Source organism: Actinophytocola sp., assembly GCF_009379765.1.
Lineage (GTDB): Bacteria > Actinomycetota > Actinomycetes > Mycobacteriales > Pseudonocardiaceae > Actinophytocola.
Map to the genome: position 1 here is coordinate 1 of NZ_WHTD01000150.1, position 20,996 is coordinate 20,996.

Genomic DNA, 20,996 nt, shown 5'->3' on the forward strand with positions numbered 1-20,996 from the left:
GACAATCACCGCCGCGTTGGCGACCTGCACCGGCCCGTACCCGGCCACCGACCCACCAGCCGCGGCCCGCACCACACACCGACCGGCCGTGCCGCTGGCACCCGTCTCCGGACCGGCCAGATAGCCCACCACGACCACCGCAGCCGCCACCACGCCCACCTTCCCCACAACCGACATCACCGGTCACCCCCGTGCAGCCGCATAGCGTGGGCGTGCGCGTCGGCGGCCCACCGGGCGTAAATGTCGCGTTCGGACGGTGCAGTGGCGGTGTCATCGGCGACCTGGTGCAACACCGCCGCCTTCCGCTCATACCACGACGCGAGCGTCACCGGCCCGGCGTCCACCGCCGGCCGCGACCCAGCCAGCGCGGCGATCGCAACCAACGTCGCCATCACCGAGCACCACCCTCGACAGACACGTGGTCGGCGAGGGCGTCGGCGAGAGCGACGGCCGCGGCGGAGGGAACCACGACATGCTCACCGGTGACCGTCACGCCATAGGTGTCGAGCACCGGCCCGACGACCTCGGGCAGGCCTCGCTCGACCACGGCCCACTCGATGCCCTCACGGTGCGCGGTCACATGAAACGCGACCTCGGCGTCCTTCTCCCAGACCCTGACGCGGGACTGCTCCGCAGCCGGTTCGGTCAGCCACCGCACCCACCACGGCAGGGCCACCGCATCGGTGAACACCTGCACCGTTCCGGCGAGCACGCTCGCGCCGTGCAGCGGCAGGCCATGTTCGTGGGTCACCCGCACGATGGCGTGCAGCGTGTCGTCCAGTCCGAGCCGTACCATCGGCTTCTCTCCACTTCCGTCGTTGTGGTGGTGGTTGGGAGCCCCGACCCGGTGGGAATCTGCTTGCCGGCTTGTCTCCACCGGGCCGGGGTTGATCAGGGATGGGTGGGTCGTGGCGGGCGGCGGGCAGCGGCCCTCGCCGAGCAGGTGCTCCCGCTCCCGGCCCTCCGCAACGGGTGTGCCGTTGTGGTCGATCGGTCCGCGGTAGCCCGACTCACGCAGGTCGAAGAACCGGCGGTCGGCCGGCGTCTCCGGCTTGCCGTCCCAACGACGCGTGGTCGACGTCCTGCTCATGCTGCGATCTCCTCGTCCTCGGTTGCGTGTTCAGAAACGACAGACGGCGCGACGCCGTATTCGTCGAGGTGCCAACAGGTGTGGCACATGCCGTGCTCACGCGGCAGCACGTAGAAGGCATCCCCGGCCACACCGCTTGCAGATGCGGCGAGCGAGGTTGGCCTTGGCGAGCGCGGTGTGCTGGGCCGGGGACGCGGGCCGCTTCGGCACCGCCGTCGCGATCATGAACAGTTCGGCGAACACCATCCGGTTACCGCGGCGGCACCAGAAGTACAGGTAGGCCACCGGTTCTGCACCACCCGGCCGAAGGTTCATCGCCCGCAGTTGTCGGCGGGTCGCGAGCGTGCCGCGCGGCGCGATGCCGTAGGAGAGCAGCGGCAGCCCGAACCGGTGGCCCCGGATGAACTCCCAGCCCTGCGACCACGGCACGTCATCGGCCTTGATCCACGGGTACTGACGTCGCCCACTCACGACGGTGACCCGCTCTGGTCGTCGAGCAGATGCTCAAGCCGTTCGACCGCGGCCAGCACACCCCGGCTGTACTCGGTCAGCACCGCGCGGCCCTGCGCATCGGTCGACTCCTGCAGCGAGCCCCGCAGCTCCCGAACGAAGGCCACCAGCACCTCACCGGTCACCGAGTGCGCGCGAGCCGCCGCGTCGACCATCGGGCGCAGGTGCTCGCGGTCCCACTCCCCCTCGGCCTGAGCCTCACCCTCGCTGGTGGGCGGATGGGTGGCCGTGCCGCGCCACCCGCACTCACAACACGCGCGGTAGCCGGTGAACTCGCGGGTCGCATACGTCCACACCGCAGTCTCCGAACCGTCCGGCCGGACCCGCGCCACGTAACCCTCATGGCTGTAGGAATCGATCGCGTCCGCGTACGGCCCGCAGTAGACGGTGCCCATCACGCCACCTCATCCGTGGCCGACGCAGCCGCACGGGCCTGGCGGAGCGCGCGACGAACGCGCTCGATCACCCAGGCTTCGACACGCAGCCGTTCGGCAACCTGCCGCGTGCTCTCACCCCCGCGGGTCAGCCGACGGACAGCCTCAACGAACTCCGGGCGCGTCAGCCGCACCCGCTCACCACGACACGCCAGATCAACCGCGATCTCATCGACGTACTCCGGGTCCGGCTCCAACTCCCGCGGCAGGTCAAACAACACCACCGCACGCTCATCGTCACGGATCGCCCGCTCCCAACACACCCCACACGCCACCCCACCAACACACGAGGAAGCCAAGCTCAAGCCCAGATGCGCGGCACAGTTCCGCGCCGCCACCTCCGCGAGAGGGTGGTGGGGTCCGAGGTGCCGACTGCTCATCTTCACTCCTACTCCGGATCTTGCATCCTGGCCTAGGCCAGATGCGATTACTAGGACAGTAAGTAGGCCAGGCCTGATCTGTCAAGGGTTTGGCCTAGGCCAGTTAGACTGGAAGCACCGTGCGGAAGGGGATCGGATGCCAGTGCAGCGCGAAGAGGTCGCTCAGGTGCTGCGGGACCGCATCATGTCCGGCGAGTACAAGCCAGGCGACAAGGTGCCGAGTGTCCGGGCACTCAACCGGGAGTTCGGCGCCGCGCGGGACACGGGGGCAGCGGCTGTCCGCCTCCTCGCAGAAGAGGGATTGGTTTCCGTCCGGGACAAGCGGTCCGCGGTCGTGCTTCCACCAGACGAACGGCAGACGCCGAACGAAGGCGTCGCCGACGCCAAAGCGGAGTTGCTTGCGCTTCGAGACGACGTAGTCGCCCTTCGGCAGCGGCTTGACGACATGGCGCAGCGAGTTACGAGCGCGCTGTCCAAGCTGAGGCGCTGAGCCGGCGTCGGCGTGATCTCCATGGCTTCATAAAACGGCCTTCTGACCAGCGACAACAGGGCACACTGAGGGGCACACTCGCACAGGCGGGCACAGTTCGGGGGTGACATGGAGCGCAACCAGCAGCTCACCGCACTGATGCGCGAGGCAGGGTTCCTCAAGGCCGATGGATCAGTTGGGTTGAAGGTTTTCGCCCGCGCGGTTGGCCGACACGCTGGCCGGGAGTTCAAGCACACCTACGTCCGGCGGTGGATGGACGGCATGGTTCCCCGCGACAACGGGGTTCGTCGCGCCATCACGCAAGCGTTGGCCGAACGTCTCGGCAGGCCGGTCGGCCTGGACGAAGTCGGCTATGGGCACACCCAGAACCTGCCACCGGACCTGGGCTTGGCGTACTCGGAGAACATGGCGAACGGGCTCGATGCGGTGGCTCGCCTCTGGCAAGCCGACCTCGACAGCGCGGCCGTACTGCTGGACGCACCGGCCAACGTTGGCGCGTGGAACGACGCGGCGCTGTCTTGGCTCGTGTCCACGCGCCGCGACGTGACCGGCGGCGCCGGCAAGCGCATGGTCGGCCCGGCGGACATCGCCGGCATTCGCAGCATCACGGAGATGTTCGACCGGCTTGACGGTCAGCATGGCGGCGGCCATGCGCGGCGGGCACTGATCGAGTTCCTTCGAACCGACGTGGCCGGCCTGCTTCACGGCTCGTACAGCGACCAAGTTGGCCGCGATCTGTTCAAGGAGGCCACCCAGGCCACTCTGCTCGGCGCCTGGATGTCCTACGACGCAGGCTTGCACGGTCTGGCGCAGCGGTACTTCATCCAGGCGCTCAGGCTGGCACAGTCGACCGGCGAGCGCCTGCTCGGCGCGAGCGTCCTGGACGCGATGAGCCACCAGGCCACGTTCCTCGGGAAGTACCGGGAGGCGGCGAACCTGGCGCGCGCCGCTCGGATGGGGACGGAAACTGCGGGCTCAGCGAGCGCATCGGCGCACTTCTACGCGATGGAGGCGCGGGCCCTGGCACGGCTGGGTGACGCTGCGGAGTGCGATCGCGCGCTGTCGGCCGCAGTTCGGGAGTTCGAGCGGCGGAGCGCCGACGACCCCGCCGATTGGTTCGGCTACTTCAACGAGTCCGAGTTCGCCGCCGAGCTGGGCCACTGCAACCGCGACCTCGGGCGGGCGGTCCACGCGAGCACCTACGCATCCCAGTCGCTCGGTCCGACGCCGAGCGGATATGTGCGCAGCGACTTCTTCGCGACGATGGTTCTTGCCGATGCATACCTTGACCAGGGCGAAGCTGAGCAGGCGTGCAAAGTCGCGCTCGATGCGTTGCGCATAGGCGAACAGCTCAAGTCCGCTCGGTGCGGGGCATACGTCGGCGAGTTCCGGGTGCGGCTATCCCGCATCGAAGATAGTTCCACCGTTAGGGAATTTATCGAGCAAGCGTCACAGACGCGACTCTGGGCGCCGCGAGACGCTAGAACGGTGCCCAATCGCGGCGAGCGCCGCCGGACCTGATCGATGCGATTCGCTTACGCACTTCATTCGCGGCGCGCTGGTCCGATTCAGACTTTCCGCCGAGCCATAGCGTCATTGCGATCTCGCGATAATCGGCGAGAACTGGATATCCTTCCCATTTCGTTATATCGAAACCGTAGACGGACACGAACGTCCGGTATTCCTCATCGGTGTGCCAGCCAAACCGGTCGTAGAATAGGGCTGTCTGCACGAGATCCCATTCACGGTGTCCAATTGCGACACTGTCTAGGTCGATCAACACCGGGTCGCCATCCCTACTCATGATCACGTTGCCAACGTTGGCGTCGCCGTGAATCACGCCTGGCTCGAGTGCGAAGCTCAGCGACTCGTACCTGTCATGTAGTTCACCGATCCGCCTCCGCACAAAATCCTCGTCGCCCGTTTCCAGAGAACGCAGGTTCGAAAGTCGTTCGCCCAACTCAACGAATGGGCACGTTGTCGGCAGCATCAGTTCTGCGGGAGCCGTGAGTGAATGAAGACGGCGAATAACGTCGGCCACGTGCTGTATTGGAGCGTACTCGACTCGTTCTGACGCCGACTCCCAGAACGTGGCCAAATGCCCATCAACGTCCACCGGCTGGGCAATGTCAACTGCACGCGTAGACGGGAACACTTCCGATTCCAGCCAACGCGCGACGGCAACATGTCGGCGGACGTTCTCCAACGTGTCGCCGTCGCGAGTGATCCGCACGATCACAGGTTTCGCGAGCCGGTAGACCGCGTTCGAGCCCAAGCGGACCAACTCCGCCCCGGACGGATCGACGCCGGCGCGCTCACATGCACGCACGAGCACGTCGTGCGCTGAGTCCTCCGTCAAAGCCACTGTTCTGGCCAACACGCAACCCTTCGTCCACGGTGGGTCAAAGTCAAGTCTTCCACGCTTGGCCGGGGTGGCCAGGACGCCTCCACCCACCATCGCGCTGTCCAGGTACCCAAGCCGCCCCGCGTCCCCGAGCCGGCAAACCACCCACGCTTCTACGCCTACAGCCCCCCGCCACCTGGGCCGTGGAGTCCCTAACCGGAGCGGCGTGGTGTCTGGGTGTCCGGCAGCAAGCCCCCCCGCAAGAGGGTCACTGAGAAACCCTGCGAGTGCCCGATGTGTGCCCAACAGACTGGAGCGATACCATACGAACACCTCGTTATTGCTGGTCACAGCCCCAGCGACGGTGGTCAGCGCCAAGCCCTCCGGAGGCAGGTGTCGCAGGTTCGAATCCTGTCAAGGGCGCCCACTCATCTCACTCCAGAACCGCCGCTGACCAGCACTTATGCTGACCCGGCGGCGGTTCTACCTTACCCGGCTGACCACAATCAACTCCGGCGATCTGCGGGTGCCCGTGGACAATGCGTGGGCAAATCTCGCGGCGCAGCCCGCGGCGGGTGCGCCACCGCCGGCGGCACGTTGGTCGGCAGCTCCCTCGAGCCTCGATCGTCTAGCGCCAGGGTCGCCGGCCTCAAGGGCGCATGCGCGTCGCTTCGCGATGGCTTCGCCACCCTTGACTCCGGCGACCTGGCGCTACGTGACGGCCTGTGCGAGGGAGCCGGGGGCATCTAGGCAGCTGGAGGGTCACCTCGGTTCAGCGCCGCCCGCCGAATTCCCAGTTGTGGACCTCGATGTCGGCGTACCGATCCGACGTCAGGATGGCGCGTGCCGTGTCCGGGTCAGTAGCGCGGACCAACGCCGCCGTACCCAGCCAGCCGGTGCCGTCGTCGCTGAGCAGTGGTCCGTACGCGATCACGTCCGGATCGGGTGGCACGGCGAGGTCGGCGGCCTGCCCCGTGCCGAGGCCGAGCACCAGGTAACGGTTGCCGCCGGTCCGACCACCGGGGAATTCCCACATGGTTCGCCCCAGTGCATTGCGCCACCGGCACAGCAGCACGTCCCGGTACACGCCGGCCTGGTAGCCGGGCTCATCGAAGGCGAACGCGCGGGCGGCGGCGGGATCCGGCAGGTCGACGATGTGCACGCTGCCGGTGGGCGTGTCATCGCTGGTGAAGGTCGGGCCACGGGCGATCAGCTCCGCTGCGTACCCATCCATATAGGACCAGTGCTCTTCCACCAGCTCGTCGCGCAGCGCTGCGGAGCCGGGCCTGTCGCGGTGATAGCAGAAGAACTCCATATCGACAGTCTTCACCACGGCGGCCAGGACCTAGTGCCGCCTGTCGTAGGCGCTGACCTGCGGATACGCCCTCTGCGGACAATGCGTGAACAAACTGCGGCCCACCGCACGCCGGCGGGAGGCAAATCACCTGGTCAGCAGCTTGCGGCGAGTCGTACCCGCCTGGCCCTCCGGAGGCAGGTGTCGCAGGTTCGAATCCTGCCGGGGGCACCAGGAATGATTGTTTCGAACTTCGATCATGAAAAACGTGGTCGAAGTTCGTTGTGTTGGCGGCCATGCGGGCTTGGAAGTCCTCCGTGAGGACGGTCGCCCAAGAGCGTAGCGCCCGAGACCTGAGCCCATCGTCGTCGGCTGAGATGAGCACCTTCTCGAAGAAGAACTGGTTGGCGAGACGTCGTACCTGCGGCCCGCCGAGCCGGTAGACCTCACCGCAGCGGCCCACGAGAGCGAGGGCGCGAGTCAGGGTGTCCTCGATCTTGGCGAAGACCATCGTGGAGGTGGCGAGGACGCGCTCGGCTTGGCCGAGTCCTTGGTGATCCGTTCCTGTTCCTCACGGGCGAGGTCTTCAGGGATGGCTCCACTCACGACGCCACGGGCCAGTCGGCGGCGCTCCTGCTCCAGGTCTCCAACCCGCTGACGTGCGTAAGTGATCTCGGGTTCGGCTTGGCGTTGTTGCTGCGTAAGCTCCTCGCGCAGTCCTTCGCGGATGGTGTCTTGGAGATCTTCGGGCAGACGGATGGTGGTGTAGTAGCGCTCAACCGCTCGCTCGACGTCCTCGGCGATGAGGTAGGGCTGTTGGCAGGTGGTGCGGCGCTGGTGGCGGCCGAGGCAGAAGAAGTACAGGTTTTGGCCCTTGGCCTTCGTCAGGCACAGACGGCTGCCGCACTCGCCGCAGAAGACGCTCGACTTGAGGTAGTGGCGGTGGACGCGTTGGCGCTCGCCCGACTTGTCGTGCATGCGGAAGATCTCCTGGACGCGGTCAAACAGGGATTGCGGGATAAGTGGTTGGTGGCGGCCCTCGTACTCGACCCCTTGAATGTTGCGGGCGAAGCGGTCAGCCCAGCTGAAGAGCCTCGCGGGGGCGCGATGTCATCGAGCTCCGCGCCCGCCGCGCCGATCACCTACCGGCGCTCGCCGAAGCGCTCGCCCGGGCGCCGGCGCCGATCGGTGCCGACCCGCCGCTCATCGACCCGGCCGGCGCGCTCGGCGGCCCGGCAGGCCGGCTTCGCCGTCACCATCGCCGCGGTCGCGGCCCGCACCGTGCGCCAGTTCGTGCGCTCCCGGCAGCTGCTGATCACGACCTTCGTCGGCGGTGCCACCATCATGGTGCTGTTCCGGTACATCTTCGCCGGCGCCATCACCCCGGGCCAGGTCGCCTATGTCGACTTCCTCGTCCCCGGCATGGTGCTCACCAGCGTCCTGATCACCGGTACCGGCTCCGCGACCGGGATCGCCGACGACATCAGCCAGGGGTTCGCCGAGCGGCTACGGTCCCTGCCCACCAAACGGCTCGCCCTGATCGGCGGCCGGGTGCTCGCAGAGACCATCGTCGCGGCCATCGGCACCGACTTCTCGGCCGCGCTCGGCTTCGCCCTGGGGTTCCGGCTGCACGGCAGCGCCACGCAGGCGCTGGCCGCGTTCGGCATCTGCGTGGTCTGCGGGTTCGCGTTCGCCTGGGTGTTCGTCGTCCTCGGCCTCGCCGCCGGCAATCCGCAGGCCGCACAGGGTCTGTCGATGCTGGCGTACCCGGTGATCTTCGTCTCCAGCGCCTACGTCCGGGTCGACACGCTCCCCGGCTGGATGCAACCGGCCGCCGAGCACCAACCGGTCACCGCCATGTGCGACGCGGTCCGCTCGCTCGCCCTCGGCGACCCCGCCCTCGCCGGCCTGGCACACACCACCGGCTACTGGGTGCTCATGTCGCTGGCCTGGGCCGCCGGCATCACCATCCTGTTCGCCCCGCTCGCCGTGCTCCAATTCCACGGACGACGTAAGCCCGGCTCCGCCATGCTCGCCCGGCGCACGTCCCACGAGCGCTTCGGAGTTCCGAGCGCCCTGTCCAGTTTCGGCGAAGCCGATACCCGGGTGGTAGACGACTTCCTCGAGGATCTGGGTCGCGCGGTCGACAGTCCGGTGGTGCTGCGGACCGTTCTCGACGGCCTCGCCGGCGGCGATCACGGGCGGCGCAGTGCTCACGGCGGTGGTGCCGGTGACGATCGCCTGGTAACTCCGGCTTCGGTAGCGCCCGAACGGGCCTGCGCGGCTCCGCCCTTCGCTACGCTTCGTGGCGCGGAACCTGGGGAGGTGGTGGCGGTGACGGAGGCGGCGGACCCGTCCGGCGACACCGGCAGGCCCGATCCCACCGGGGCGACGACACCGACCGAGTTCGTCGAGGCGTTGCGGCGGCTGAAGCGATGGACCGGATGGGGTTACCGGCGACTCGAACGGCAGGCGGCCGCCGCCGGCCACGTCCTTCCGCGCAGCACCGTGACCGCGGCGCTGGCGCGCGACGCCCTGCCCCGCGAGGACCTGGTGGCGGCGTTCGCCCGCGCGTGTGGTTGTGACGACGGGGAAACGGCGCGGTGGGTCACCGCCCGCCGCGGTCTCGCGGCCGCGCCGGGCAGTCGGCCGCCGGACGGGACCCGCCCCAGCACGCCTGCGGCGCCGGCCGGCGAGCCACCGGACAACTGGCCCGCCGAGCGGCACGTCAGCGGCCGGGCCGCCGTCGTGTCACTCGCGCTCGCCGCGGCCATCGCCCTCGCCATGTACCTGATCAGCTCGGACAGCGCCGACCTCGCGGGCCCGCCGCCCGGCGGAACCGCGCCCGGTGGCTCCGCGACCCCGCCGATCATGCACCGCCCAACGGTCGGCACGGCCGCACCCCGCCCCACCGGGGCGTCCGCGACCTCGGCACGACCGCCCGCCACCACACCGAGCGGCCCGCAGCCCGCCGCCGCCCCCGGCACGACCGCCGCGGGTACGCGGGTCACCACTCAGACCAGTGATCGACCGGCGCCCACCAGCGACCCGACCGGGCCGCCCGCGACCTCCGGGCCCGCGCCGCCCGCGGCGATGCGGCAGTGCACCGACCTCACCTACCGTCACGAGGGCACCCGGCGCGTGCAGCTTCCGTCCTATGACAGCTCCGTGGACTGCGTGCTCAGCTACGGCGCCACCGGCGAGGGTGTGTCGGTACTGCAGACGGCGCTGATCTCCTGCAACAACGCGAGATACGTGACCCTGACCCACGTGTACGACCAGAAGACCGCCGAGGCGGTGGCCTGGATACAGGCGGCCAGCGGTGCTGAGTTCGCCGACGGCATCTACCGCGCAGACACCCGCAGCGTGCTCAACTGGGTGTACCACGACGGCACCGCCGGCACATGCGCCAGGTACGACGGCTGAGACCGAGCCTGGTTCCGGCCCGGTGACCAGGACTGACCGGGCCGGCCGGGACACTTCCCGGTCGCCACACCGCTGCCGTGAGCTGGGACCGCAGCGAGGACACCCGCGATGACGCAGCAGCCGCTCCGGCTGATCGGGCCGTTCGCGTTGAGCTTTACGAGATCCCAGGAAACGGAGTCAAACGATGCTGAGTGGTTTCAGGAGATCGGCCATGATCGCGGTGCTCGCGATCGGTGTGGTGTTGGCGATGGCACAGGCGGCCGCGGCGACCCCGGCGACGACACCGGTCGCCGCGAGCGCAGCCACCGCGAGCACAGCGGACGACGTAGGCGTGCTCGCGTCGGTCACGTGCACGAACGGTCGGCTGTGCATCTACAAGGACACCAACTTCAACGGGCTCGCCCGACGCTTCACGGTCAGCGAGAACGACTACCGGACCGTCAACTGGTGGAACTTCGCCACTGGTCAGGAAACCAGCGACAACATGGACAACGACGCCTCGTCGGTCATCAACAAGACCAGCACGTGGATCCGCCTGTACCAGGACGTGGGCTACAACGGGCGCGTCATCTGCATGGGACCGCAGAGCTCCGTGCACCGGCTGGGGCTGTTCACCTTCGACCCGCTGTTCAACCGCACCATGGACAACCGGGTCAGCGCGCACAGCCTGACGCGCACCGACACCTGTGACTTCCGGGTCGAGCGCAACCAGAACCTGTAGTGCGCAACGCCGGGGCGCCTTTGCGCGGAGGCGCCCCGGCTCCGCGCGCACGCGGGGTGGTGCCGCGGCGCAGTCATGCTGTGTGATGGTCGGCATGGCTGAGCATGTCGTCGTGATCGGAGCCGGCGTGTACGTGCGGCGGTGACAGCCTCGCTGACGCGCCGGGGGCGCGCGCGTCAGCGTTGTGGACGCCGGTGCTCCCGCTGGCGGCACGTCCGGTGCGACGTTCTCGTGGACCAACTCATGCGGCAAGCAGCCCCGCGTCTACCACGACCTCAGTGTCGCGAGCATGGACGCCCACCGCCGGCTCGCGGCAGAGGTGGGCGGCGGCGACTGGTACCACGGGACCGGCAACCTGGAGTGGGCCGAGGACAACACCGCGCGCGAGGAGTTGCACCGCGTAGAGCCGGGTGATCCGGCCGTTCTCGACGACCACGCTCACCGCGGTGTTGATCTCGCCGCCGATGTCGATGCGGGCGGCGGGCTCACCGTTGAGCCACCCGACCGTCTCCCGCGCGCTCGCGGCGATACCGGCATACTTCGCGAGGAAGCCCGCCACCTGTGATTAGGCTTCACGTCATGTCCGGCGACCTCGGTTTCCGCTGCTCGCGCTGCGGTGAACACCACGCGACGCCGCCCCTGTCGTTCCACAGCGAGGCGCCCGACTACTGGACACCGGATCTAGCCGCCAACCCGGACAGCGACCTGAGCTCCGACCAATGCGTCATCAACGGCGAGCACTTCTTCATCCGCGGCCTGATCGAGATTCCCATCCTCGAGACCGACAACGTCTTCGCCTGGGGCGCCTGGGTCTCCCTGAACAAGACCAGCTTCGCCCGCGCGCAGGAGCGATGGAACGAGGTCGGCAGGGAGGACGACGCACCCTACTTCGGGTGGCTGTCCACCGAGTTGACCAGCTACACGCCCACCACGATCAACCTGAAGACCAACCTCCACACGCGTCCGGTCGGGTTGCGCCCGTTCATCGAACTGGAGCCCACCGACCATCCGCTCGCCGTCGACCAGCGCACCGGCATCACCCGGGCACGCGTGCAACAGATCGCGGTGCGGCTGCTCCACTCCCGTTTCCCAGACGAGGGCGGGACCTAAATGGACGGCTTCCCGGGGAGTGTCATGGTGCCGTTGCCGACGATGGTGGCGTGCCCGCCGACGATGACCTCGGTGAGCCGGCCGTTCTCCTTGTGGGCGGTGCCCTCCAGGGCGCTGGGGCGGCCCATGGCAACTCCCTGGTCGATCTGGAGGCGGTAGGTGCCGTTCTGCTCCGGTGACCGCTGGGCGAGGCTGGCGACCAATGCGGCGCATGCCGACCCGGTGGCGGGATCCTCGTCGACGCCGACCGCGGGTGCGAAGAACCGGGCGTGCAGGTGTGCGCCGTCGCGGTAGTCGCCGGCGAAGAAGTAGAGGTGCGGTGACCAGCCGTCGGCGATCTCGGCTGCCCATGCGGCCTTGTCCAGGACGGCGCGGTCCACCAGTTCCCGGTCGGCCAGGCGCACGAAGCAGAACTTCAGGCCCACGCCTGCGTACCAGCTCTCGGCGATGGCGTCCTCGGGCAGCGCGAGGGCCTTGGCGATCGCAGCGGCCGGCGGCGCTTCGTCGGTGGTCTCGTAGTCGGGAAACCGTAGGTGAAGCCGTATGGTCGACCCGTCGACGGCGACGGTGACAGGTCCGATGCCCTCCTCGAAGACGAACTGCCGCTCAGCGGCGTCTCCCTTGCTGAGGCTCGCGAGGACGGCGGCGGTGCCCACGGTGGGATGACCTGCGAACGGCAGCTCCTGGTTCGGGGTGAAGATCCGGACCTGGCAGGTATGGGAGAGGTCGCGGGGCGGCAGCACGAAGGTGGTCTCCGAGAAGTTGAACTCCCGCGCCAACTGCTGCATGGTCCCATCGGCGATCCCCTCGGCGTCCGGGAACACCGCCAGCTGGTTTCCGCCGAAAGGCCGATCGCTGAACACGTCAACCAGAGTGAACTCGAATCCCATGGCTCAGGCCACCACCACGTCCATCTCGACTGCCGCGCCCAGCGGCAGAGCGGCCACACCGATCGCCGTGCGCGCGGGGTATGGCTCGGTGAAGTGCCCGCTGTATGCCTCGTTCATCGCGGCAAAGTCCGACATGTCGGTCAGGTAGACACCGACGCGAACCACGTCCCCCAGATCCTTGCCCGCCGCTTCCAAGGCCGTCGCGAGGTTGCGGAGGATCTGGTCGGTCTGGCGGGCGGCGTCGCCGTCGATCAGCTTGCCCGTGACCGGGTCCTGAGCCACCTGCCCGCTGAGGAACAGCAGTCCACCGCCGCGCACGGCCAGCGAGAACGGACCGACCGGCGCCGGAAGCTTGTCACTGGTGATGGCGTCGCGTGTCATGGCCACTGACTTCCTCCTCCTACTTGTACCTGCGTGATGGCAGTGCTCGCGGGGCAGCGGCCGATGCTGGTCGCCCCGCGGTGGACCTCATCCCTCTGGCCGGAAAGCGCGACGGGAGCGTTTCAGCCTGCGAGGCCCATCCGACGGGCCATCCCACTGATGGCCGCGGGCGCGCTGCACGCTCCCATGTGGATAGAAGCGGCCTCATACCGGCCCCATGGGCGCCAGATGTGGCGGGAGCTGGTCGGCGAACTGCGCCTGCCCTTCGCCGAAGGAGAAGTTCTCCGGCGGAATCTCCAGCAGCGTAATGAAGACATCCGCTGGCCGGACTCCGCACTCCGCGGCCAGCAGCTCGGCGATACGACCATACAGCGCCTTCTTCTGCTCGGTCCCGCGGCCGGCGGCGAGTGTGATCGGACCTTCCCATCGCGATGAGAACAAACGGCACAGCATCCTCCAGACATCGGACATCAGACATCGGACAGGCGGTCGCTGCTCTCCCGCAGCCGGCGCAGCCGCGCGAGCAGGTCAGCGACGTCGGCGTCGCCGAACTCGTCGGCGACCATCCGCTGCACCCGCTCCCACAGCGGATACGCCTCCGAGCGCTTCCGCGCCCCGAGGCTCGTCAGCCGCAGCAGCCGACGGCGGCGGTCCGACCCGACCGTGTTCTCCACCAGTCCCGAGACCACCAGCGGCGCCACCTCGCGTGTGCATGTCGTGCGCTCCATCGCCAACCGCCCGGCCAACTCGCTGACCGACAGAGGCCCCTCCTCAGCCAGCCGGGACATGATGCTGTAACCGGTCACCCGCAGGCCCACCTGCGACAGCGCACGGTCGTAGAGCCGATTAACAGACCTCGTCACCATCCGCAACGAGGCACACACACAAGCACTCTCCGCTGGTTCCACAGAAAAGAGTGTATATGCACCTATCTGCCGCATCAAGCCTGTGAGTAGCCGCATAGCGGTCTTGCGTCGCGCCCGGTGAGGTCGAGGAGGCAGCCTTCGCGTCATGCTCACAATGGATTGGCCAGGCTGTGAGGTGGCCGGTCGCCGCTCCGGCCAGCACGCCCGGTTCGACACCCCGGCGGCGTGCGGTCAGAAACCAGACAAGACGAAGTAGGGGCTCAACAGGATCACCGCGACAAGCGGAACAGCCTGCCATTTGGTGGGGGTCGATGGGCCTGAGAGCGTGGTCCGGCCGGCAGGACCCGTCACAGGCGCTGAGATCGCAATCCGGCCTACGGACCGCCGCTTCAGGACATTCGTGTGGGCGCCGAAGCGAGCAGCGCTACCCCGAGCGGCGCGGTTCGTTCAGTCGGTAGTCGACAGCAAATTGAGTCGGTGTGCAGCCGTCGCGGCCTGTACGCGGCCGGGGACGGCTAGTTTCGTCAAGATGTTCGACACATGCGTGCTCACAGTCTTCGCCGAGATGTACAGCTCGGCGGCGATCTGGCGGTTGGTGTGCCCCTCCGCGAGCAGCCGCAGCACCTCAAGCTCTCGGTCGGTCAGGCCATGGCGGCCGTCCGGCCGGCCTTCGGGTTTCGTGAGGGAGAGGCGAAGCGCCTTGGCCAACCGGTCGATCTCGGCGCGCAATGGGGTGGCGCTCAGCCGGTCGGCGTGTGCGGCGGCAGTCCGGAGGCGGACGGCGGCGGTGTCGTGATCGCCGGTCTCGATGGCCGCCGACGCCGCCGCCAGCAGCGCCTGCGCCCGGGGGTAGGGCTCGCCCAGCTCGGCCCACGCCTCGGCGGCGCGGTCCCACGCGGCCGGTGCGGGATCGGACACCGCGGTGAACGTCAGCCGGTGTGCCCGCTGCACTGGGCCGAGCACCGGCAGCTCACCTGCCAACGACCGCAGCCGCGGGAGAAGCTCGGGCACGTGCGCACCCGACACCAGCATCGGCCACAGGTAGCGCGGGCTCGTCTCGATGTCCGGCAACGTCAACGTCTCCGCCACCAGCGCGGCGGCCTCCGCGTGCCGGCCCTCGGCAAGCCTCAGGTCGACTTCCAGCCGTGCGAGGGGCAGCAGATCCTGCGTGTCGGGATAGCCGCGAGCGAACACCTCGCGGGCGTACGCGACCGCCGTCCCCGCCTCGGCGAGATCGCCACGGGCCAGCCGGATCGTGCCGTCCAGCACCAGAAGGTAGGCGTCGAGGCCGGGGATCGGCGGGTGGCCGAGCGCGTGTTCGACGGTCTCGGCGGCCTCGTCCCAGCTGCCGACGGCGATCAGCGACTCGGCCAGGTTCGCCGCGTGGACCGGTCCCGAGGTCCGCGCCAGACCGGCCGCCGCGCACACCGCGAGGCCGCTCCGGGCGGCAGACGCCGCCGCATCGTAGCGACCTTCACCGTGGAGCAGGTCGGACTCGAGGCGCAGCACGTGCAGCACCGCGCCGTCGTCACCGAGGCGTTCCGCTGTCGCGCGAGCTCGTGCCAACGCTGGCAACTGGGCGTCGAGGTCGCCGGCCCTGGCGTACGCATAGGCCAGGGCGGCGGTCGCCATCACCTCAGCGTGAACTTCGCCGGACCGACGCGCCGCGGCGATCGCGGCCTCGGCGACCGCCCGCCCCTCGTGCTCGCGCGGCACGGTCAGCAGCCGGTGCGCCAGCGTCCCGAGCACGGTCGAGGCCGCCGGGTGCGTCTCGGGGATCAACGCCGCCGCCGCGCGCAGATCCTCGACTCCGCCGGGCTGCCCGAGTGCGTGCCGCAACTCGCCTCGGCGCATGAGCAACCGGCCTACCCCGACCGGTTCGGCATCGGCGTCCACCTCGGCCAACTGGGTCTCGATCAGAGTCAGCGCGTGGGCCACGTCACCGGCCGATGCGGCGGCGTCCGTCGCATCGGCGAGCACCGCGTCGTGGTCGACGCCGAGATGTTCCTCGGCGCCGGGCACGCGGTTCCACAGCCGCAGCACCGCGGTGAGCATGCACAGCTGTTCGGCGTAGGCGAGTGACCGGCCCGCCTCCGCGGCGGCGTGCCACGCCGTGGTCAACGCCCTCATGGGGTGCTTGTCGGCGACGGCGCCCCAGTGAGCGGCGAGCTGCCCCGCCGCCGCCAGCGACGGGTCACGTTCGAGTGCCTCGGCGTAGCGCACATGCAGCCGAGCACGTTCCCCCGGCAACAGATCGTCGTAGACGACCTCGCGGATCAACGCGTGGCGGAACATGTAGCCGTCACCCGCCACGACCAGCAGGTTCGCCGCGACGGCCGGGCGCAGTGCCGCCGACAGCGCAGCTTCGTCGAGCCCGATGACCGTCGTCAGCAGTTCATGTCCGATGTGGACACCGCAAGGCGCTGCCGCGCGCACGACGTCCTGGCTCGGCGCCGGCAGGCGTGCCATCGGGGCGAGCAACAGATCGCGGATCGACTGCGGCACCACGGGACCACGTTGGTCACGGCAGCTCAGGAGTGCCTCGACGAACAGCGGGTTGCCCTCGCTGCGGGCATGGACGGCCTCGGCGAGCTCGGCGTCCGGCTCATGCCCGAGCAGCCCGCGCACCTGCGCCATCACGCCCCGCCTGGACAGCGGGCCGAGATCGAGCCTGCGCACCCAGGCGACCCTGGCCAGGTCCGCGAGCAGCGGGCGCGCGGCGTGGGCGCGGTCCAGGTCGCTCCGGCAGGTAGCGACGATCAACAGCGCCGACGCGGCATGCTGGTTCCCGATGAGGAAGGTGAGCAGATCGCGCGTCGACCGGTCCGCCCAATGGACATCCTCGACCACCAGCACCAGGGGCCGGTCTTCGGAGAGCACCTGGAGGAGTGCCAGCACCTGCTCGAACAGCCTGGCCCTGGCCAGCTCGGCGGCACCGGCCGGCGGTGGCCCCAGCGAGGGCAGCAGCCGCCCGAGTTCGCCCGTCACCGCGCCGGGAAGCCGCTCGCGCACTCCGGCCGGGCCGAGCTCGCCGACCAGCTCGCGCAGCGCCGAGGTGAACGGTGCGAATGGCAGGCTGTCGCCGCCGATGTCGAGGCACCCGCCGATCAGGACCCGCGCGGCACCGGACAGCGTCGCCGTGAACTCGCCGATCAGGCGGGACTTCCCCACGCCCGCGTCCCCGGCGATCAGGACAGTGACCGGCATGCCGTCGCGGGCTTGGTCGAACGCGGCGCGCAGCTCGGCGAGTTCCCGATTCCGTTCCACGAACGCCATGGGCCCGAGTCTAAGGATCCGAGTGGGTCACCTGCCCGATGCATGATCACCCTGCGTGGCCTCAGACTGGCGACATGATCAGCAAGTCCCCTCCCCGCACGGCCGCGCCGCCGATCCTGGGCCGGCAGATGGTGATGCTGCTGGTAGCGGCCTTTGGCGCGCTCTGCGGGTTCTACCTGCTGCTGTCCGTTGTCCCGTTGTACGCGGCGGACTCGGGCGGCGGTGAGTACGGTGCCGGGCTTGCCACCGGCGCGACGATGCTGTCCACCGTGCTGATCGAACTGGCCGTGCCCCGACTGCTGGCGCGGCTGGGCTACCGGGCTGTCATGGGCCTGGGCTTGCTGCTTCTCGGCGCGCCCGCGATCGCGTTGGTCGCATCACCAGCCACTGTGCTGGTGTTGGGCGTGAGCCTCGTGCGGGGCGCCGGGCTCGGGATCGTCGTGGTCGTCGGCAGCGCGCTCGCCGCCGAACTGGTCCCGCCGCGACGCCGCGCCGAGGGCCTCGCGCTTTACGGCGTTGTCGTCTGTGTGCCGGCGATCGTGGGGCTGCCTGCCGGAATCTGGCTCAGCGAGCACGTCGGGTTCGCACCGGTATTCGTCGCCGCCGCCGCGGTGGCGCTGTTGCCGCTCGCCGCCGTGCCGGCGCTCCCAGCCAGGTCTGGCGGGGAGGTGCGACCGGGCTCCGTGCTCGACGCGTTCCGTGCCGGCGGGCTCGCGCGCCCGGCCGTGATCTTCACCGCGGTCACGTTCGCGGCCGGTGTGTTCGCCACCTTTCTGCCGCTCGCCGTGCCCGCCGAAACCCGCGGGGTGGCTGCCGTCGCGCTACTGGTCCAAGCATTGACCATGTCGGCCGCTCGCTTCGCCGCCGGCCGGTTCGGGGACCGGCACGGCTCCGGACCGCTGCTCATCCCGGCCGTGCTCGCCTCGGCGGCGGGCGCGGCGCTGCTGATGTGGGTGGACAGTCCACTCGCGATGATCGCGGGCATGGCGCTGTTCGGCGCCGGCTTCGGCGCGGCGCAAAACGTGACGCTGACACTGATGATCGAGCGGGTCGGCGCCGCGGAGTACGGCCGGACGAGCGCGTTGTGGAACGTAGCCTACGACGCCGGGTTCGGCATCGGCGCGGTCGGCTTCGGACTGGTGGTCGGGCCGGTCGGCTACGTGACCGGGTTCGTGCTCACCGCCGCGGTGCTGCTCACCGCGCTCGTCCCAGCGATACTCGACCGAAGGAAGGCCGACCTTGATTGATCTCGACCGGGTGCTGCCGACGGCACGCGCCGCGCTTGACGCGCTGGTGCGGATCCCGTCGGTGAGCGCGGACCCCACTGCGGACCTGCGGCGCACTGCCGCGCTGACCGCCACGCTGTTCCGCGATGCCGGCATGCCGGAGGTCGAGATCCTCGACGACATCCCCGGTGGCCGCCCCGCAGTGCTGGCCCGGCATCCCGCACCACCGGGACGGCCGACCGTGCTCCTGTACGCACACCACGATGTCCAGCCGGCTGGTGAACTCGCCGAGTGGACCAGCCGACCGTTCGAACCGTCCGAACGCGACGGTCGGCTGTTTGGTAGGGGCACGGCGGATGACAAGTCCGGCATCGCGGCGCACCTTGCCGCGGTGCTCGCGCACTGCGGCAGGCCGCCGGTCGGCGTCACAGTACTCGTGGAGGGTGAGGAGGAGATCTCGTCACCGACGCTCGGCGCGTTGTTGGCCAGGCACCGCGATCGGCTCGCAGCGGACGTGATCGTGCTCGCCGACGCGGAGAACCTGGAGCTCGGCACGCCGGCGTTCACCACCACACTGCGCGGCACGGCCGCGTGCGTCGTCGAGCTGCGCACGCTGGAGACCGGCGTCCACTCCGGCAGTTTCGGCGGCGCCGCGCCGGACGCGCTCACCGCACTGTGCCGGCTACTCGCCACCCTGCACGACGAGCACGGCGACGTCGCGGTGGCCGGGCTCGGGACCGGCGCGGTTCCCGCGTTCGATTATCCGGTGCCGAGGTTTCGCGCCGAGGCGGGCGTGCTTGACGCCGTCACCCTCCACGGCACAGGCAGTGTCACCGAGCGCGTGTGGGCCAGACCGGCGGTGAGTGTCCTCGCCGTCGACGCGACCCCCGTCGCGGACGCGTCGAACACGCTAGCCCCGGTGGCCAAGGCCAAGGTTGGGATGCGGATCGCGCCGGGTGACGACGCGGTCCGCGCTGGGGCGGCGCTCGCCGAGCACCTGACCACGCACGCGCCGTGGGGCGCGCGAGTGTCGGTGACGGTTACGGAGGTCGCGCAGCCCCACTGCGTCGACACGTCCGGCTGGCAGTTCGCGGCAGCCGGCCGTGCCTACCGCAACGCCTACGGCAGGGACGTGATCCACATCGGGAGCGGCGGCAGCATCCCATTCGTCGGCGAGTTCGCCGCCGCCTTCCCCTCGGCCGCGATCCTGATCACGAGCGCGGGCGCGGACAACGACTCCCGTGCCCACGGCGCCGACGAGAGCGTGCACCTCGCGGAGTTCGAACGGGCTTGCCTCGCGGAGGCCCTTCTGCTCGCGGAGCTCGGCCGCAAATCCGAGAATGGTTCGCCCGAATAGGCGGTACGGCAGGAGTTCGTGCGCTGCCGACTTGTGGGCCTGACGTGGCACAACCCGAACTCTTCGATGCTCGTCGAGGGTCCTGAGATCGCGATTCGAGTCGGGGCAGCAGAAGCAGGGCGAGGCGACGGCGGGGGTGAAGCGGCGGTATATGGGGTGCGCGGGGCGGGTCGCCAACGGTGTGAACACGGTGTACTGCACCTACGCGACACTGCGGGGGCATGCGTTGGTCGGGGCCCGGATCTGGGTGCCGGCCGGGCAGTTGGACGATGAGGGCCGCCGGGCGGAGCTTGGGATTCCGGCGGATGTGGTGTTCACGACGAAACCGCAGCTGGCCAAGGACATCGTCACCGACATGGCCGCTGATCACACGATGCCCCCGTGGTTCGCCGGCGACGAGGTCTATGGCCGTTCGAGCGAACTGCGGGAATACATCGAAACCCAGGCAGCCGGGTATGTGCTGCGCGCCGGGTGTTGTCGCTCCGCGGAAATCGCGGGTTTCGCGAGTATTTGGCGTTCGATCTTTTCGCGCCAACAACACCGAGCGGGCAATCGCGGCTCCGGCCGGCCGGGGCGCGGTGCGTGGCGGCGTCGTGGCATCCGATATCTTGTCCGACCAGCCGAACGTGAGGACCAGATCAGGATGTCCGCTCCTAGTCAGACTGACCGTTGGCCCGCCGCCGACGCACTGTTGCTCCTGCTCGCCGCGGTGATATTCACCGGGGGAGCGTCGCTGTGGGTTTCCTTTCGGGTGTCTCCCGCCGACCGGCCACTTGTCGCGGTATTCGGCGGGGTGATGTCGCTCGCGTTGTGCGTGGCGGTCGTCGTCGCGGCCCGTCGCGGGCGCCAGGCCCGGCAGATCGACGACTACGCCCGCTCGCTCGAGACCGAGTTCGCCACGCTGGCCGAGCAGGTCCTGCCCGGCGCGGTGCGGCGGCTGCGGGACGGCGCGTCGGCGGACACCGTGATCGCCGAGGTGCCGCAGCCGCTCACCGGCGCGCACCGGCACATCCTGCACATGGTCGCCCGGGAGATCGGCATCGGCGAGCGGCAGCGCGCGGCGGCGATGGCGGCCTGCGCGAGTGCCGCCGGCCGGGTGCAGGCGATGGCGACGAGCATGCTCGCCGATCTGCGGGAGATGGAGGGGCGCCACTCCGAGGAGGTGCTCGGCGATCTGCTGAAGCTGGACCACAGCACCGCC

At 69.4% G+C, this 20,996-nt stretch carries 22 protein-coding genes; 8 read left to right on the forward strand and 14 right to left on the reverse strand.

Going from position 1 to position 20,996, the window contains the following annotated elements; all coding sequences use genetic code 11:
- Positions 1 to 176 precede the first annotated feature (176 nt).
- The 5 genes from GEV28_RS33140 to GEV28_RS33160 form a co-directional block, all read right to left on the reverse strand.
- The gene (locus GEV28_RS33140; RefSeq protein WP_291416726.1) at positions 177 to 392 is read right to left on the reverse strand and encodes a hypothetical protein; all 216 of its coding nucleotides are present in this window, start codon (positions 390 to 392) and stop codon (positions 177 to 179) included.
- Positions 392 to 1,090, reverse strand: a complete 699-nt coding sequence (locus GEV28_RS33145; protein WP_291416728.1) for a hypothetical protein — start codon at positions 1,088 to 1,090, stop codon at positions 392 to 394. Before GEV28_RS33145 ends, GEV28_RS33140 begins: the two co-directional genes overlap by 1 nt.
- Positions 1,091 to 1,186: 96 nt before the next feature.
- Complete coding sequence (locus tag GEV28_RS33150) at positions 1,187 to 1,561, reverse strand: RRQRL motif-containing zinc-binding protein (protein ID WP_291416730.1); 375 nt, start codon at positions 1,559 to 1,561, stop codon at positions 1,187 to 1,189.
- Entirely contained in the window at positions 1,558 to 1,995 is a 438-nt protein-coding gene (locus GEV28_RS33155; RefSeq protein ID WP_291416732.1) for a hypothetical protein, read from the reverse strand. Before GEV28_RS33155 ends, GEV28_RS33150 begins: the two co-directional genes overlap by 4 nt.
- Positions 1,995 to 2,258 (reverse strand): hypothetical protein, encoded by a 264-nt coding sequence (locus GEV28_RS33160; RefSeq protein WP_291416734.1) that lies wholly within the window; start codon positions 2,256 to 2,258, stop codon positions 1,995 to 1,997. The genes GEV28_RS33155 and GEV28_RS33160 overlap by 1 nt, the downstream gene beginning before the upstream one ends.
- A 292-nt stretch (positions 2,259 to 2,550) precedes the next feature.
- Between GEV28_RS33160 and GEV28_RS33165 the strand changes: the two genes are divergently transcribed.
- Together GEV28_RS33165 and GEV28_RS33170 are read left to right on the forward strand one after the other, a co-directional pair.
- Complete coding sequence (locus GEV28_RS33165; protein WP_291416736.1) at positions 2,551 to 2,904, forward strand: GntR family transcriptional regulator; 354 nt, start codon at positions 2,551 to 2,553, stop codon at positions 2,902 to 2,904.
- A gap of 108 nt (positions 2,905 to 3,012) precedes the next feature.
- Complete coding sequence (locus tag GEV28_RS33170; RefSeq protein ID WP_291416738.1) at positions 3,013 to 4,425, forward strand: XRE family transcriptional regulator; 1,413 nt, start codon at positions 3,013 to 3,015, stop codon at positions 4,423 to 4,425.
- Here GEV28_RS33170 and GEV28_RS33175 read toward each other — a convergent pair.
- The 3 genes from GEV28_RS33175 to GEV28_RS33185 all read right to left on the reverse strand — a co-directional run bounded on the left by GEV28_RS33175 (position 4,385) and on the right by GEV28_RS33185 (position 7,520).
- A complete protein-coding gene (locus GEV28_RS33175; RefSeq protein WP_291416740.1) occupies positions 4,385 to 5,239 on the reverse strand; it encodes an aminoglycoside phosphotransferase family protein in 855 nt (284 codons plus the stop codon). The genes GEV28_RS33170 and GEV28_RS33175 overlap by 41 nt on opposite strands.
- A gap of 781 nt (positions 5,240 to 6,020) precedes the next feature.
- Positions 6,021 to 6,563 (reverse strand): YciI family protein, encoded by a 543-nt coding sequence (locus GEV28_RS33180; RefSeq protein WP_291416763.1) that lies wholly within the window; start codon positions 6,561 to 6,563, stop codon positions 6,021 to 6,023.
- A gap of 459 nt (positions 6,564 to 7,022) precedes the next feature.
- Positions 7,023 to 7,520 carry a zinc ribbon domain-containing protein gene (locus tag GEV28_RS33185; RefSeq protein WP_291416742.1) on the reverse strand — a complete coding sequence of 166 codons (498 nt, stop codon included), beginning with the start codon at positions 7,518 to 7,520 and terminating at the stop codon, positions 7,023 to 7,025.
- A gap of 129 nt (positions 7,521 to 7,649) precedes the next feature.
- On the opposite strand from GEV28_RS33185, the gene GEV28_RS33190 reads away from it, so the two are divergent.
- Positions 7,650 to 9,968, forward strand: a complete 2,319-nt coding sequence (locus GEV28_RS33190; protein WP_291416744.1) for an ABC transporter permease — start codon at positions 7,650 to 7,652, stop codon at positions 9,966 to 9,968.
- A 211-nt stretch (positions 9,969 to 10,179) separates the two neighbouring features.
- Positions 10,180 to 10,689, forward strand: a complete 510-nt coding sequence (locus GEV28_RS33195; RefSeq protein WP_291416745.1) for a peptidase inhibitor family I36 protein — start codon at positions 10,180 to 10,182, stop codon at positions 10,687 to 10,689.
- Between the two features lie 241 nt (positions 10,690 to 10,930).
- On the opposite strand, the gene GEV28_RS33200 is transcribed toward GEV28_RS33195, so the two are convergent.
- On the reverse strand, positions 10,931 to 11,248 hold the full coding sequence (locus GEV28_RS33200; protein WP_291416746.1) for a hypothetical protein: 318 nt from the start codon (positions 11,246 to 11,248) through the stop codon (positions 10,931 to 10,933).
- Between the two features lie 20 nt (positions 11,249 to 11,268).
- Here GEV28_RS33200 and GEV28_RS33205 point away from each other — a divergent pair, with 20 nt between their 5' ends.
- Positions 11,269 to 11,799, forward strand: a complete 531-nt coding sequence (locus GEV28_RS33205; RefSeq protein ID WP_291416748.1) for a DUF2199 domain-containing protein — start codon at positions 11,269 to 11,271, stop codon at positions 11,797 to 11,799.
- Here the strand turns inward: GEV28_RS33205 and GEV28_RS33210 are convergent.
- The 5 genes from GEV28_RS33210 to GEV28_RS33230 all read right to left on the reverse strand — a co-directional run bounded on the left by GEV28_RS33210 (position 11,796) and on the right by GEV28_RS33230 (position 17,212).
- Positions 11,796 to 12,689, reverse strand: coding sequence for a PhzF family phenazine biosynthesis protein (locus GEV28_RS33210; protein WP_291416750.1), 894 nt, complete (start codon positions 12,687 to 12,689; stop codon positions 11,796 to 11,798). The genes GEV28_RS33205 and GEV28_RS33210 overlap by 4 nt on opposite strands.
- Before the next feature lie 3 nt (positions 12,690 to 12,692).
- Positions 12,693 to 13,070 (reverse strand): RidA family protein, encoded by a 378-nt coding sequence (locus tag GEV28_RS33215; protein WP_291416752.1) that lies wholly within the window; start codon positions 13,068 to 13,070, stop codon positions 12,693 to 12,695.
- A gap of 204 nt (positions 13,071 to 13,274) precedes the next feature.
- Positions 13,275 to 13,541 carry a tautomerase family protein gene (locus GEV28_RS33220; protein WP_291416754.1) on the reverse strand — a complete coding sequence of 89 codons (267 nt, stop codon included), beginning with the start codon at positions 13,539 to 13,541 and terminating at the stop codon, positions 13,275 to 13,277.
- Positions 13,541 to 13,876, reverse strand: coding sequence for a MarR family winged helix-turn-helix transcriptional regulator (locus tag GEV28_RS33225; RefSeq protein WP_291416755.1), 336 nt, complete (start codon positions 13,874 to 13,876; stop codon positions 13,541 to 13,543). The genes GEV28_RS33220 and GEV28_RS33225 overlap by 1 nt, the downstream gene beginning before the upstream one ends.
- Before the next feature lie 507 nt (positions 13,877 to 14,383).
- Positions 14,384 to 17,212 (reverse strand): helix-turn-helix transcriptional regulator, encoded by a 2,829-nt coding sequence (locus GEV28_RS33230; RefSeq protein ID WP_291416757.1) that lies wholly within the window; start codon positions 17,210 to 17,212, stop codon positions 14,384 to 14,386.
- A gap of 74 nt (positions 17,213 to 17,286) precedes the next feature.
- On the opposite strand from GEV28_RS33230, the gene GEV28_RS33235 reads away from it, so the two are divergent.
- The 3 genes from GEV28_RS33235 to GEV28_RS33245 all read left to right on the forward strand — a co-directional run.
- A complete protein-coding gene (locus tag GEV28_RS33235; RefSeq protein ID WP_291416759.1) occupies positions 17,287 to 18,459 on the forward strand; it encodes an MFS transporter in 1,173 nt (390 codons plus the stop codon).
- A complete protein-coding gene (locus GEV28_RS33240; protein ID WP_291416761.1) occupies positions 18,452 to 19,795 on the forward strand; it encodes a M20/M25/M40 family metallo-hydrolase in 1,344 nt (447 codons plus the stop codon). The genes GEV28_RS33235 and GEV28_RS33240 overlap by 8 nt, the downstream gene beginning before the upstream one ends.
- Before the next feature lie 82 nt (positions 19,796 to 19,877).
- Positions 19,878 to 20,996, forward strand: a 1,119-nt coding sequence (locus tag GEV28_RS33245; protein ID WP_291416765.1) for a transposase, incomplete at its 3' end; no start/stop codon positions are given.

Coding starts and splice junctions, on each gene's coding strand:
- GEV28_RS33140 (WP_291416726.1), bottom strand. CDS start 392: ATGGCGACGTTGGTTGCGATCGCCGCGCTGGCTGGGTCGCGGCCGGCG.
- GEV28_RS33145 (WP_291416728.1), bottom strand. CDS start 1,090: ATGAGCAGGACGTCGACCACGCGTCGTTGGGACGGCAAGCCGGAGACG.
- GEV28_RS33155 (WP_291416732.1), bottom strand. CDS start 1,995: ATGGGCACCGTCTACTGCGGGCCGTACGCGGACGCGATCGATTCCTAC.
- GEV28_RS33165 (WP_291416736.1), top strand. CDS start 2,551: ATGCCAGTGCAGCGCGAAGAGGTCGCTCAGGTGCTGCGGGACCGCATC.
- GEV28_RS33170 (WP_291416738.1), top strand. CDS start 3,013: ATGGAGCGCAACCAGCAGCTCACCGCACTGATGCGCGAGGCAGGGTTC.
- GEV28_RS33180 (WP_291416763.1), bottom strand. CDS start 6,563: ATGGAGTTCTTCTGCTATCACCGCGACAGGCCCGGCTCCGCAGCGCTG.
- GEV28_RS33185 (WP_291416742.1), bottom strand. CDS start 7,520: ATGCACGACAAGTCGGGCGAGCGCCAACGCGTCCACCGCCACTACCTC.
- GEV28_RS33190 (WP_291416744.1), top strand. CDS start 7,650: ATGTCATCGAGCTCCGCGCCCGCCGCGCCGATCACCTACCGGCGCTCG.
- GEV28_RS33195 (WP_291416745.1), top strand. CDS start 10,180: ATGATCGCGGTGCTCGCGATCGGTGTGGTGTTGGCGATGGCACAGGCG.
- GEV28_RS33205 (WP_291416748.1), top strand. CDS start 11,269: ATGTCCGGCGACCTCGGTTTCCGCTGCTCGCGCTGCGGTGAACACCAC.
- GEV28_RS33210 (WP_291416750.1), bottom strand. CDS start 12,689: ATGGGATTCGAGTTCACTCTGGTTGACGTGTTCAGCGATCGGCCTTTC.
- GEV28_RS33215 (WP_291416752.1), bottom strand. CDS start 13,070: ATGACACGCGACGCCATCACCAGTGACAAGCTTCCGGCGCCGGTCGGT.
- GEV28_RS33220 (WP_291416754.1), bottom strand. CDS start 13,541: ATGTCCGATGTCTGGAGGATGCTGTGCCGTTTGTTCTCATCGCGATGG.
- GEV28_RS33230 (WP_291416757.1), bottom strand. CDS start 17,212: ATGGCGTTCGTGGAACGGAATCGGGAACTCGCCGAGCTGCGCGCCGCG.
- GEV28_RS33235 (WP_291416759.1), top strand. CDS start 17,287: ATGATCAGCAAGTCCCCTCCCCGCACGGCCGCGCCGCCGATCCTGGGC.